This is a genomic window from Burkholderia sp. AU33423, assembly GCF_002223135.1.
Taxonomy (GTDB): Bacteria; Pseudomonadota; Gammaproteobacteria; order Burkholderiales; family Burkholderiaceae; genus Burkholderia; species Burkholderia lata_D.
This window is the reverse complement of record NZ_NKFH01000007.1, coordinates 2196652-2210222: the sequence shown is the minus strand read 5'-3', so window position 1 is coordinate 2210222 and position 13571 is coordinate 2196652. Positions and strand designations below refer to the sequence as shown.

Here is a 13571-nt window from a genome sequence, read left to right as displayed (position 1 = left end):
TCTGAACGGTTCGATTCAGTTTAGGCGATCGGCGGCGCAGGGCCGCCCGCAGTGCAACGGGCGGCCGCGGTTGATTCGGCGGCAGTCGCTTCCGACCCTCGAGCGCGTGTCGTGATGCGCCGCGTCATTCGACCGTGATGGTCTCCTTCATGTACGGGTGAATCCCGCAGAACACCTTGTAGACGCCCGGCTTGTCGAAACGGAACGCGTACGTCTCGTCCTGGTCGAGCGCCTTCGAATGAAAGATGCCTGCGTCGTTGACGACGGTGTGCGGCTCCGCGTCGAGGTTCTTCCACGTGATCGTCGTGCCGGCCTTGATCGTCGTCGACATCGGCGAAAACATGAAGTTGTGGATCGTCACGAGCGTGCCGTCGGGGCCCTGGGCGAACGCGGTGAGCGGGGCGGTGGCGCACAGGAGCAGCGCCGCGACGAGGCTGGATGGCTTGAGGCGGGTCATGTCGGTCTCCCTTGGGTTCAGTGCGTCAGGCCAGCGTCGCATCGTGCAGCGACGACGCGACCGGATGGCCCGCGAATTCGACGGTCGTCACGCCGAGCATCGACGGCAGCCGGTCGCGCGGCACGGTGAGCGGCACGGGGCCCGGGCCATTGCCGGCCGTCGGTTGCGGGAACGCGGTGGAGCGCGCGGTGTGGAACGTCACGTTGCCCTCGACCTTCGACACGATCTGGTGGATGTGCCCGTTCAATACGGTGACCGAACCGAAGCGGCGCAGCAGCGCCATCGTCTGTGGCGCGTCGCCGGTGCCCCAGCCCCACGGCTCGTAGATGGTCCACATCGGCATGTGCGAGAACACGACGATCGGCGTGCTCGACGAGCGGCCCTTGAGATCCTGCGCGAGCCACGCGAGCTGGTCGTCGCCGAAGCTGCCGAGCCCGTTCGGCTTGAAGTGCATCACGTTGACGAGGCCGATGAAGTGCACGCCCGCGTGATCGAAGCTGTAATAGCCGCGGTTGTCCGACGCCTTGCCGAACCGGCCGAAATATTCGGCGCCCGAACCGTCGGTGACGTCGTGCTCGCCGGGCACCGTATGCAGTTCCGGCACCCGCAGCGCGGAGAGCAGTTGCGACGCGTGGTCGAATTCCTCGGGCTTGGACAGGTGCGTGATGTCGCCGGTATGGATGGCCAGCGCGGGCGTCGCCGGCATGCCGTTGACGAGATCGATCGTCTGCTTCAGCGTGGCCGATACGTCGGGGTTTGCCTCCTTGTTGAAGCCGATGTGCGTGTCGCTGATCTGCACGAACAGCGGGCGGCCCGCGTTGGCCGGGAGCGCGTCGCCGGTCTGCGCGAGCGCGAGGTCGAACGGCGTCAGGATGCCGCCCGACAGCGTAAACAACGTGCCGAGGCCGCCGAAGGCCATGCACTGCAGTGCCTTGCGGCGCGACGGGTTGGTGGGGATCGATGAAGACATGTGAGCCTCGCATTCGTGTGACGAAACCGGACGGCCGGATCGTCCTGGAATAAACCGGCGCCTTCGCGTGCCATACCGGCGCAGCGGCGAATTTATTCCCGCAAGTTACAAGGTCGAACGCCCGTGTTTACGACTTGCGCGGCGATCCGGGATTCCTGTCGGATGACCTGTCAATGTCTTGTAAGTGACACGTCACATTTGCGTCACGACCGATCGATAGCCTGCCACTCCGAGTCACCTCTCCGGAGCCCCTTCATGCCGAATCTCGCGGCAACGGAAACCAGTGGTGCGGTCAGCAACCGCACGCGGATCATCAGCCTCGCGCTGTTCTTTCTGATCATTGCCTGCGGCATCGTCTACGTCGGTATCCATCTGAGCGCCGACCTCAGTCCCGTCAAGGAAAGCTCGGTCCTCCCGTTTCTGCTGCTGATCGTCGCGCTGCTGATCGCGCTCGGCTTCGAGTTCGTGAACGGCTTCCACGACACCGCGAACGCGGTCGCCACCGTCATCTATACGCACTCGCTCGACCCGCACCTCGCCGTCGTGTGGTCGGGCCTCTGGAACCTGTTCGGCGTGCTCGTGTCGAGTGGCGCGGTTGCGTTCGGCATCCTGCAGTTGCTGCCGGTCGAGCTGATCCTGCAGGTGGGCAGTGGCTCGGGCTTCGCGATGGTGTTCTCGCTGTTGATCGCGGCCGTCACGTGGAACCTCGCGACCTGGTATTTCGGATTGCCGTCGTCGAGTTCGCACACGCTCGTCGGTTCGATCATCGGCGTCGGTTTGATGAACCAGATCGTCAGCGGCCCGTCGGGCACGAGCGGCGTCGACTGGAACCAGGCGCTCGGCGTCGGCAAGGCGCTGCTGTTCTCGCCGCTGATCGGCTTCGTGCTGTCCGCGCTCGTGCTGCTGCTGCTGAAGGCGCTCGTGCGCGTGCCGGCGCTGTACCAGGAGCCGAAGGGCAACAAGCCGCCGCCGTTCTGGATCCGCCTGCTGCTGATCCTCACCTGCACGGGCGTGTCGTTCGCGCACGGCTCGAACGACGGGCAGAAGGGCATGGGGCTGATCATGCTGATCCTGATCGGCGTGATGCCGACCGCGTATGCGCTGAACAAGGCCGTGACGCCCGATCAAACGAGCACGTTTGTCGCGGTGGCGCGCCACGCGTCGACGACGCTCGTCAAATACGTAGACCCGGCCGCACAGACGGCCGACCCGCGCGCCGATGTCGAGGCATATGTGCGCACGCACAAACTGACGCCGGCGACGATTGCCGCACTGGGCAAGCTCACCGACACCATTGCCGACCAGGTCGCGCAGGCCGGCGGCATCTCGAGCGTGCCGCAGAACCTCGTCGACAACGTGCGCAACAACATGTACGTCGCGTCCGAGGCGATCCGGTTGATGGAGAAGGCGAAGGCGCCGGCGTTCTCGGTCGAGGACGCGAGCGCGCTCGAAGCGTTCAAGAAGCAGATGGACCGCGCGACGAAATTCATCCCGACCTGGGTGAAGGTCGCGGTCGCGATCGCGCTCGGCCTCGGCACGATGGTCGGCTGGAAGCGGATCGTCGTGACGGTCGGCGAGAAGATCGGCAAGTCGCATCTCACCTACGGGCAAGGCGCATCGGCCGAGGCCGTCGCGATGCTGACGATCGGGATGGCCGACGCCTACGGGCTGCCGGTGTCGACGACGCACGTGCTCGCGTCGGGCGTGGCCGGCACGATGACGGCCAGCGGCGCGGGCCTGCGCTGGGATACGGTGCGCAACCTCGTGCTCGCGTGGGTGCTGACGCTGCCCGCCTCGATCGCGCTGTCCGCCGCCCTGTACTGGGTGCTGCACGGATTGTTCTGACCCGCGCCCGGGGGGCGCGACGTCCGGCCGCGTGTTGCGCGTCCGGTCCCATCGATTTTCAATTCCACACAAGACGCTACCGATGGATATCAGTTTCTTCGATCCGAATCGCACCGCCAACGCGTCCGCGTGGCGCGTGCTGCCCAACCGCTGGGACGTGGTCGCGTTTCCGCTGATCATCGGCATACTCGCGATGGCGATCGTCGGCTTCCACCAGACGATGGCGCCAATCGGCGTGCTGCAGACGCAAAAGATCTCGCTCGATCCGTCGAATTTGCCCGAGTACGCGTTGCGCACCACGCTGCGGATGCTTGCCGCGATGGTCGCATCGCTCGTGTTCACGCTCGTCTATGGCACGCTCGCCGCGAAAAGCCGCCGCGCCGGCATGGTGCTGATCCCGGTCCTCGACATCCTGCAGTCGGTGCCGGTGCTCGGCTACATCTCGTTTACCGTCACGTTCTTCCTCGCGCTGTTTCCGGGCCGCGTGCTCGGTGCGGAGCTGGCCGCGATCTTCGCGATCTTCACGAGCCAGGCGTGGAACATGACGTTCAGCTTCTATCAGTCGCTGCGCACGGTGCCGCGCGACCTGAGCGAAGTGTCGCGTGGCTTTCACCTGACGACGTGGCAGCGCTTCTGGAAGCTCGAAGTGCCGTTCTCGATGCCGGGGCTGATCTGGAACATGATGATGTCGATGTCGGGTGGCTGGTTCTTCGTCGTTGCGTCGGAGGCCATCACCGTCGGCAACCAGACCATCACGCTGCCGGGCATCGGCGCGTATCTGGCTCAGGCGATCTCTGACAAGAATCTCGGCGCGGTGGGCTGGGTGATCGTCGCGATGTCGGTCGTGATCCTCGCCTATGACCAGTTCCTGTTCCGCCCGCTCGTCGCGTGGGCCGACAAGTTCCGGATGGAGAACACCGCGTCGGGCGACGCGCCGCAATCCTGGCTGCTCGACATGATGCGCCGCACGCACCTGATTCATCAGCTGCTCGTGCCGGCCGGCTGGCTGCTGTCGCAGGCCGCGCGGATTCCGCTGCGCTTTCCGTCGCTGACAAGCACGCGTGCGCGCGGCGCAGCGTCGCGCGGCACGTCGCGCATCGGCGACATCGTGTGGGGCGCGTTCGTGATCCTGCTGACGGTGTACGTCGTGTGGCGTGTCGTCACGTTCGTCGCGACCGGCGTGACGATGGGCGAAGTCGGGCACGTGCTCGTGCTTGGTCTCATCACGCTGCTGCGCGTGCTGGTGCTGATCGCGATCGCGTCGGTGGTCTGGGTGCCGCTCGGCGTGCTGATCGGGCTGCGCCCGGCGCTGGCCGAGAAGATCCAGCCGCTCGCGCAGTTCCTCGCCGCGTTCCCGGCGAACCTGCTGTTCCCGGTGTTCGTGATCGTGATCGTCCACTTCCACCTGAACGCCGATATCTGGCTGTCGCCGCTGATCGTGCTCGGCACCCAGTGGTACATCCTGTTCAACGTGATCGCAGGCGCGATGTCCTATCCGAACGACTACAAGGAAGCGACGAAGAACTTCCGCATCCGTGGCTGGCAGTGGTGGCGGCAGGCGATCCTGCCCGGCATCTTCCCGTACTACGTGACGGGTGCCATCACCGCATCGGGCGGCGCGTGGAACGCGAGCATCGTGTCCGAGTTCGTGCAGTGGGGTGACACGAAGGTCGTCGCTCACGGTCTTGGCTCGTATATCGCGCAGACGACCGCCGCCGGCGATTTTCCGAAGATCATCCTGGGCATCGCCGTGATGTCCCTGTTCGTTACCCTGTTCAACCGTCTGCTGTGGCGTCCGATGTACGCCTATGCGGAATCCCGGCTCCGTCTCGATTGAGAGTAAGCGCGATGCAAAATTCGACCGTTATCAACGCCCCCGCCAAGACGTCCCAGCCGCTGCATCCGCCGCGCCTCGGCGACGAAATCCTGCGCGTCGATCACGTCTGTCGCGGCTTCAACAAGTCGCAGGGCGAACTGCTCGTGCTCGACGATGCGAACCTGTCGCTGCGCGAAGGCGAGATCGTCGGGCTGCTCGGCCGTTCCGGGTCGGGCAAGTCGACGCTGCTGCGCATCATCGCCGGGCTGATCGAACCGACCGGCGGCCAGGTGACCTATCTCGGCCAGCCGCTGCGCGGCCCGGCCGAAGGCGTCGCGATGGTGTTCCAGACCTTCGCGCTGTTCCCGTGGCTCACCGTGCTGCAGAACGTGGAAGCCGGCCTCGAGGCGCTCGGCGTCGGCGCACGCGAGCGGCGCGAGCGTGCGCTGGCCGCGATCGACCTGATCGGTCTCGACGGCTTCGAGAACGCGTACCCGCGCGAATTGTCGGGCGGCATGCGCCAGCGCGTGGGTTTTGCGCGCGCGCTCGTCGTCGATCCGACGATCCTGCTGATGGACGAACCGTTCTCCGCGCTCGACGTGCTGACGGCCGAGACGCTGCGTACCGACCTGCTCGATCTGTGGACGCAGGGCCGGATGCCGATCAAGTCGGTGCTGATCGTCACGCACAACATCGAGGAAGCGGTGTTCATGTGCGACCGGATCCTCGTGCTGTCGTCGAACCCGGGCCGCGTGATCGCCGAGATCAAGGTGCCGTTCAAGCATCCGCGTAACCGGCTGGATACCGATTTCCGCAAGCTCGTCGACGACATCTACGCGAAGATGACCGCGCGCCAGACCAACGAGGCGACGAAGAAGGGGCTGGAGCTCGGCAGCTGGATGCCGCGCGTGTCGACCAACCTGATGGCCGGCCTGATCGAAACGCTCGCGATGGCGCCGTATCACGGCCGCGCGGACATGCCGGAAATCGCGCGGACGCTGCATCTGGAAGTCGACGAACTGTTTCCGATCGCCGAAGTGCTGCAGTACCTCGGTTTCGCGGACGTGCGGGAAGGGGACGTGTTCCTTACGCCGCCGGCACGCGTGTTCGCGGAATTCGGCACGCAGGAGCGCAAGCTGATGTTCGCGGATCATTTGCTGAAGCACGTGCCGCTTGCTGCGCGTATTCGGAAGGTGTTGAACGAGCGGCCGGGCCATAGGGCGCCGCGCGTGCGGTTCGAGCAGGAGCTGGAGGATTTCCTGTCCGACGAAGCAGCCGAGGAAACGCTCGATGCGGTGATCGACTGGGGGCGTTACGGGGAGGTGTTCTCGTATAACGACAAGACCGAGGTGTTTAGTCTCGAGGATGTCGAGTCGTGAAGTCTGGAAGTTGATTCATGCGGTGCGACATCCATCCGTCATCGATGTCGCACCCACGTCGGAGCCTGCTGCATAGCCGGCAGGGTTGCCGACGGGCTTGACCGTGACGGTTCCGGCCTGCTGACGGAAGAGCGAGCCGACCAGTTCGGCGACGAATCCGAGCGTCATTCCGGCATGGGTGCAACACCCTGTCATGCCACTCTCTGACCGCACTGCCGGTCTGACGGCCTCGATTAGCCATATCAAAAATGGCAAGTTCGAATCAAAACTATCGCGTGACAATTCTCTACATTGTTCGATTCGATTATTTGCGGGGCTAATCGATCGATGTCGTATGGGGGTATGGATTGCGAGGATGCTTTATTGAATGATTGTCGAGTGCTCATTAAATCGATCTTTTTTGAAAGATTGATTTTTTCTTATAGGGAATGGCACTGGAGGGTGGCTGCCGCGTACCTCTGAGGCGGTGAGGCTTACGGGGCCATTGCTTCACCACGGACTCGGCTCTGTCGGAGCCATGAGCGGGAAGATGTCGAGATGTTCCAGGTCGATAAAAATAAAAATTAATTTAATAAAATGCGACGCTGTTCTTTTGGAATATCGTAAAAGATAACGGCTTATCAGGTCTGGGGCAGTGTGTGTTCATTTCCATGAGCCTATGCTTCACTGGCGAGAGCGTAGTGGCACTGCGTCCCCGAATGCATGAGTGGACGGACGTGCCGGTGTACAACCTCTCGTTCAACAGCAGCCATGCTAACCATTCAGGATGTACTGAAACACCCTGGTTCGGTCGTTACCCAACCATTGCATCTGGAGATCGCGACGCTGGATGCACCGATCTCCGTTGTGTCCTTCGTCCTGACCGAGGAGATGAATACGCGATTCCTCGCGGACATCACCGTGACGTCGAAGGACAAACGGATCGACGGTGCGGCGATCGTCGGTCGGCCGGCGATCTTCACGATCGAGGAACACGCGTCCGTGCCGTCGATGGCGGGGATGATCGCGCCGGTTCAGCATGCGGCGCGTACCGTGCACGGCGTTGTCACGCAATGGACTCGAGTCAAAGTGTCTCGCGACGAGGCGACCTATCAGTTGCACCTGAAGCCCCGCCTCTCGCTGCTTGAAGAGGTGCATGATTCGGCCGTATTTCTGGACAGGTCGTTGCATGAGCTGCTGGCCGACGTGATCGTCGATCGCAGTTTGTTCCAATCCTTCGATGTCGAGTTCGAGCTGGAGGGGCTCGACGGGAAGTTGGAACAAACCGTGATGTACGAGGAGACGGTCGCGAACTTTATCGACCGGCATTGCCGGCGCGCGGGCGTCTATTACTACTTCAAGCAGGCCAGGAAGGAGGACGGCCCGCAACGCGACACATTGGTGCTCAGCAATACGCCGCGCGGCTATATGCGGGCACTCGAGGTGCCGTTGCTGCCGCATTCCGGTCTGGTGAGCTGGCACGAGGCAATTCTGACGCTGGAAGCCACGCGCGTGCTGGTGCCGCAGAAGGTGTGCGAATGGGATCACAACTACCGCATACCCGACGATCCGCTACAGGTCGAGGCGGTCGTGGCCCAGGACGACCGCTCGGTGTATGGGAGCGTGAACCGCAGCATCGACCATTTCCATTCGGTCGAAGAAGGGCAGGCGCTGGCTGACGCGCGGCGTGACGAACTGCTCACGCGGCAGATGCGGCTCTCGGGCACGAGTAACGTCATTGGCATGACGCCCGGCATGGTGGTGAGGATTACCAATGACGTGGTGCCGGAGGCGCCGCACGGGATGGTGATCACGAAACTCGTCACGACCGGCAGCCGCAGCCAGTCGGTGATCAACACCTTCGAAGCGATCCCCGCGCACCAGACCTATCGGCCGGAATATGTTCCTGAAAAGCACTGGCGATGGGTCACCGGCATGCTGATCGGTGTGGTCGAATCCGGCGACGACGAGCCGTACGCGTGGATGGATGAGTACGGCCGCTATCGCGTCAGGCTCTTGTTCACTCGGCACAGCGGAAAGTGTGGCACGAACAGCATTCCGTTGCGCCTGTTACGTACGTCTGCATCATATCGCGGCGGCCTGCACGTCCCTTTGCTTCCACGGTCGGAGGTGCGCATTGTCGCGACTCAAGGAAATTGCGATCGGCTGCTTATCGCTGGGGCCTTGCATGACTATGCCCATAGGGACCTCGTGCATGGCAAGGAGGGCTGGTACAGCCGCGCTGTGTTCCGCTCCCCGCTGCTCGGCAACAAGCTGCGTTTCGAGGATCTGAAAGACCGCGAAGGCATCCGCCTGGCGACGGTGTTCGGGCAGTCGTCGCTCAACATGGGTTGTCTCGTCGACAGTGAAAAGAACAAGCGCGGCGAGGGCTTCGAGCTGACCACGCAGGACTGGGGCACGATGCGTGCGCCGAAGGGGTTGTTCGTCTCGGCAGACGCGGCAGGCGGGTCCGGGAAGCCGCACCTCGATATGCCCGCCGCTGTCGCGCAACTCAAGGCTGCATTGCAGCGTGTAACGGACCTTGCGGTTGCGGCGACGCAGGTCAAGGCCGATCCTGCGGACCGCGCGACGCAGGCGGCGCTGCTAGACGGCCTGAATCAGCTCCGCGACGCGGGGTTGCTTGCGAGTGCCCCCGGCGGCATGGCATTCGTGACACCGAAATCGGTGCAGCACTCGGCGGGCGAGAACGTGATCGTCACCGCAGGTCAGGACCTGGACGTGAGTGTCGTCAGGCGGCTGCGCATGGTGGCGGGTGACCTGATCTCCCTGTGTGCGCACAAGCTCGGTATCAAGATTTTTTCGAAAGGGAAAATCGAGCTGCAGGCACAACGTGCTTCGATGGATCTCTTCTCTGACGAGCAATTACATGTGTCGAGTGCCAGCGCGAATGTGCTCGTGAGCGCCAAGACCGGGGCGATGGTGGCCAGTGGCGGCGCGTCGATGGCCATCGAGAAAGGCAATGTCGTATTCAACTGTCCGGGCGAGTTTCGTATCAGAGCTGCCTCGTTCACGTTCGAAGGGCCACGCAATACGTCCATCAGCTTGCCGCAACTGCCGGTGAGCGACTACCAGCCCAGCGACAAATACAGCCACACACGGTAACGATCATGATCATCAGCCCGCCATTTCTGCCCGAAGCCGGTCTCGTGGCCCCGACCGGGACGAACCCCGATCCGATGATGGACGCGGTAGACAAGTTCGAAGGTGATCACGGCATCTATCCCATCGCCCACGATCGGCGCTGGCATTGTGGCGTGCATCTTCAGTCCGATACGAAAGGAGAGGTGTACGCGATTGCCGACGGGGAAGTCGTTGCCTATCGCGTCTGCCAGCATGCCGTTGATAGCGGCACGAGCCATACCGGATTTGTATTGCTCAAGCATACGACCGAGACGGGTGAAGGTCGTACGCTGACTTTCTATTCGCTTTATATGCATCTGTTGCCGCTGGTGGAATATGTGGAGCACGGTGCGGACAAAGAGGTGGTGCCGGAATTCCTGCGCATACCGACTGGCCGAGTGAGCAAGGGGCAGGTGACGCCGGCGGTCTCGGGGGAGGGCAAGAAGGTCCGGCGCAAGGATGTACTGGGGTGGCGTGGGCAATATGAGGGTATGCCGCATTTGCATTTAGAAATCTTCATGTTGCCGGCGGATTTCGACACTTATTTTGGGAGCACGCAACTGGGTAGGAGCGCGCCGACCCCGCCGAATGGAACGGACTGGTGGGGGCACGCGTATTTCGTCATTCCGGCGGGCGGCAACTTTCGTCGATTGCCTGAGAAGGCCGATGCTCGAAACAAGCTGCACGGGATCGAATTCAAGCCGGGTCAAGAGGGCTCGAACACATTGCCGTTGCTTGTCGAGACCTACTTCAACCTCGGCTCGAAATACACCAGAGTATGGAGCGTTGCGCAAGACGGCAGCCGCACGCTGCTCACGCCGCAACCCGTCGAGGAAAAGGACTACGAATACGACCTGTACAAGCGCGCGACGGCGCTTTATTCGTCATGTCCGAGCGACGGCTACGAGTTGCTGCGTTTCGGTCGCATCCTGTCTCCGTCTCAAACACTGGCGGCAGACGCGCGCGCGACGTGGATGCAGGTCAATTGGGCGGCAGACAAGGTGGGCTACATTGACATTAATGATTCAAGTATCCAAAAATTCTCCGACGCGGACTTCCTGTCATTGATGGGCTGGCAAAAAATAACTGAGGGTAATACGCCGTTCGATAGTGACGGAATGTGTGATGTGGATGCGCTGAGGGAAATATTGAACGATGCCGCTCCGCACAAGGTAGCAGCGGTGACGGTTGAAACGCCGGAAATTCACAAGGAGAGAGTGCTCTGGGCCTATGTAAAGGACAACACCCAGGTACGGCAACAGCTACGCGGGTTCGTCTGCAACGCGCCGAGTGAATGGGACAGTACAAACAACGAGGAGCGCTATGCGAGGCTGCTTGACGAGGGAGGTTTTTATCATGGTAATGACAAGGGCTACAACGATTTCATGAAGTATCTGAAGGAAGTTCAGTTTTGGGACAAAACGGGGCTTCCGGCGGGGCAGAGGTTGTGGTTTTTCCATCCGCTCGAGTTTATTCGGCATTTCCGAAAATCTGCATGGTTCAGTAAAGATGAGTTCGCGTTAATTTACTCAAACAGTCACATGTCTGGTAACGCGAGTGCTATCCGGGAAAAATACAGAAAACCTTTGAATTTATCGCTTAGAAAATATGGATTGACGAGCAGTCTGAAACAATCCCATTTCCTAGGCCAAGGCGCAGTGGAATCAAAATTTCTATGTGGCATGCAGGAGACGAGTATGGTTGGTAAAGTGACTGAGGTTGCGGTTTACGGAGAGCGCATAAATCCAATTTCGGAAAAATCTGAAAAAGATCTTGGGCACTGGTACGGTGAAATTTCCTCTGAAGACGATCCATATTTCAGATTGACCAAATACGGTTCAAAAGGCGGCTTCATAGCATCGTCGTATAGCTGGAGATTTGGGAACTGTGATAGCGAGGATGCTCAAAAATTCCGTGGTCGCGGGTTTAAGCAGCTTACATTCCGAAGCAATTATTCTGACTATTGGTTGTATCGTGGATGGATTGCACAAGCTAATTTTTCCGCCTCGTGGTGGAGTGATCCTCAATATGGGTTGAAAAACCGCGCGTTAATGAAAAAATTCCTGCTCACATTGAAAATCCTCAGATTGTTGCCACTGAGCCGGAAAATTGCTTGGATTCGGGGGCTTGGTATATAACCTGTCTCAGATCGAAGGTTCTGCGCGCTATTGACCGGGATGATTTTCGTCTCGCGAAGACGGCGGCAGAACTCGCGAGAGAGAAGAAAGTGATAATGGATATCACTATGGGAATTAATGGAGGGGACGGCGGGATTGGCGATCGAGTCAAGTATACTCGCATGATCAAGAAGGTTCTTCTTTGAAAGTAAATCAGTTCATATTAATTGGTCTGGTAGCCGCATCAACTCTGGGTTACTGTGGGCCTATTGGTGCCGCGGGTGCTTCCGGGTATTTTATTTTCTCCGGGCGGACGACTGCTGGCGAATTTTATTGCTTAATTGACAAAGAACCCGTTGGCGCGACACTGAGTTCGGATGGTGCGGTAGTTATCATGTCTGGCACCGATTACGTTCCTGTCGATGAGTTAAATCATTGTGCAGCTAATACGCCGATTCATGTGAGACGTGCTGCTCCACATGTGAGCTTCTTGTCAGACGTAAATCTTAAAGCGGGCATTTATGCGTCAATGATACCGGTTGCTGTCTCTCCTATGAGTTTTTTGGCGGTTGTTGGGAGGCTCGGGAGTGATAGGAATTTGGTGAAAATTCCGGGTTTCTATAGGACTACCGTAAGCAAATCTAAGCTGAAAGGGGAGGCATCTTCAAATATGTTTCCTGTTATATCGCTTGATGGGAGATATGTATCATTGGATTGGCGTCAGTGTGAGGTGGGATCAAAAATTAACGTTATTGAAATAAGGAGTGGGAGGTCAGTTGAAATCGATGACAAAAAGTGCGCTGAGTTGTTCAATTGGGAAAGGTAATTTTGTTGGGTGTTGGTGGTTTTTTATGGTTGATGAGTTTTTCGTGAAATTTTTTTAGCGTGCTTGTGTTTTTTATCGATCTCTCTTGGGTTGTGCTCACTTTGTATGCGCGGGAAGCATTTGATGGTGAGATTTGGGTCTACTTGCTGGATTATAAAAAGGCGGCTCAATTCGGATGACTCTGTGTGCGTGGACGTGGATGGACTAAGTGTAACTGCCTTCATATGATTTTATAAAAATCCTGCTGATAATGTTTTTGAGTATAGCGGCTATTTTTGATATAAGGGCCTTTCTGTGGAAGGTGTAAGACAAATCCCTTTGTTGTCTGGTGATGATTTTGTATATGTTGCAGGAGACAATGGCTTTCCATATCTGACGAATACGCTGCTGTACTATTTTCGGTGAAAAACCCCAGTGCTGGCGGTAGTATGGGGTTGGCGCCCATATCATCTGTTGGTCGCATACGGTCATCTCGTAATAGGGTGGTGCCGATTTTTGACTGAAAATCAGAATGGAATGATTTGTTTTAAGAAGGATCTGCCGATCCATGTGACATGAATGGTCGGTCAGTACGTTGGGCGAAAACACGAAGAGTGTATTGGATCTTGGGGGTAAGGTGTGAGGAGGTGTGTTGCGTTCATTTTTCCTTTGATAATTTTCATGTCGGATGCGCGTGCGAAGATGGTTATATCTTGTGACGGGAGGTATTCGGCGCAAATTTTCGGCCGGTCCGATTTGCTAGTTAAGCGGGGTGGTAGGGTGATTGGGGTGGTTAAAATCAATCATCATATTAATGGGGGTGTATTTTCGTTGGATGGGAGAAGTTTGGTTGTTTATGGAATGCCGAATAAGATAGATCTTCGTGATCCTCAGGCTCAACTTGTTTATGTTTATGATTTAAATCCAAATTTGCGTATGATTTTTAGGAGGACGTATGGTGGTGGGGTATATGAGGTGGCAATTGGTTCTGGTAAAAAACAATATTTGTTTCTAGTCGTTTTGGGTTTAGTGTCGTAGATATAAGGAATATAAAAATAAAAT

General features: G+C 58.8%; 11 protein-coding genes. 7 read left to right on the top strand and 4 right to left on the bottom strand.

From position 1 onward, the window contains the following. Positions 1 to 124: 124 nt before the first annotated feature. Both CFB50_RS28505 and CFB50_RS28500 read right to left on the bottom strand, forming a co-directional pair. Positions 125 to 457, bottom strand: coding sequence for a cupredoxin domain-containing protein (locus tag CFB50_RS28505; protein ID WP_089448041.1), 333 nt, complete (start codon positions 455 to 457; stop codon positions 125 to 127). 25 nt (positions 458 to 482) lie between these two features. Then, a complete protein-coding gene (locus CFB50_RS28500) occupies positions 483 to 1427 on the bottom strand; it encodes a metallophosphoesterase family protein (protein WP_089448040.1) in 945 nt (314 codons plus the stop codon). A gap of 255 nt (positions 1428 to 1682) precedes the next feature. Here CFB50_RS28500 and CFB50_RS28495 point away from each other — a divergent pair, with 255 nt between their 5' ends. The 3 genes from CFB50_RS28495 (at position 1683) to CFB50_RS28485 (ending at position 6467) form a co-directional block, all read left to right on the top strand. After that, positions 1683 to 3272 (top strand): inorganic phosphate transporter, encoded by a 1590-nt coding sequence (locus CFB50_RS28495; protein WP_089448039.1) that lies wholly within the window; start codon positions 1683 to 1685, stop codon positions 3270 to 3272. Positions 3273 to 3354: 82 nt separating this feature from the next. Then, entirely contained in the window at positions 3355 to 5109 is a 1755-nt protein-coding gene (locus CFB50_RS28490; RefSeq protein ID WP_089448038.1) for an ABC transporter permease, read from the top strand. 11 nt (positions 5110 to 5120) lie between these two features. Beyond that, positions 5121 to 6467, top strand: coding sequence for an ABC transporter ATP-binding protein (locus CFB50_RS28485; protein ID WP_089448037.1), 1347 nt, complete (start codon positions 5121 to 5123; stop codon positions 6465 to 6467). 15 nt (positions 6468 to 6482) lie between these two features. On the opposite strand, the gene CFB50_RS39660 is transcribed toward CFB50_RS28485, so the two are convergent. Next, entirely contained in the window at positions 6483 to 6635 is a 153-nt protein-coding gene (locus CFB50_RS39660; protein WP_179254239.1) for a hypothetical protein, read from the bottom strand. Positions 6636 to 7217: 582 nt separating this feature from the next. On the opposite strand from CFB50_RS39660, the gene CFB50_RS28480 reads away from it, so the two are divergent. The 3 genes from CFB50_RS28480 (at position 7218) to CFB50_RS39040 (ending at position 12530) form a co-directional block, all read left to right on the top strand. Further along, positions 7218 to 9569 (top strand): type VI secretion system Vgr family protein, encoded by a 2352-nt coding sequence (locus CFB50_RS28480; protein WP_089448036.1) that lies wholly within the window; start codon positions 7218 to 7220, stop codon positions 9567 to 9569. A gap of 5 nt (positions 9570 to 9574) precedes the next feature. After that, the gene (locus CFB50_RS28475; protein ID WP_089448035.1) at positions 9575 to 11725 is read left to right on the top strand and encodes a M23 family metallopeptidase; all 2151 of its coding nucleotides are present in this window, start codon (positions 9575 to 9577) and stop codon (positions 11723 to 11725) included. A 181-nt stretch (positions 11726 to 11906) separates the two neighbouring features. After that, positions 11907 to 12530, top strand: coding sequence for a hypothetical protein (locus tag CFB50_RS39040; protein ID WP_144020704.1), 624 nt, complete (start codon positions 11907 to 11909; stop codon positions 12528 to 12530). 220 nt (positions 12531 to 12750) lie between these two features. On the opposite strand, the gene CFB50_RS39035 is transcribed toward CFB50_RS39040, so the two are convergent. Further along, entirely contained in the window at positions 12751 to 12993 is a 243-nt protein-coding gene (locus tag CFB50_RS39035; protein WP_144020703.1) for a hypothetical protein, read from the bottom strand. Between the two features lie 305 nt (positions 12994 to 13298). Here CFB50_RS39035 and CFB50_RS39030 point away from each other — a divergent pair, with 305 nt between their 5' ends. After that, the gene (locus tag CFB50_RS39030) at positions 13299 to 13547 is read left to right on the top strand and encodes a hypothetical protein (protein ID WP_144020702.1); all 249 of its coding nucleotides are present in this window, start codon (positions 13299 to 13301) and stop codon (positions 13545 to 13547) included. Positions 13548 to 13571 lie beyond the last annotated feature (24 nt).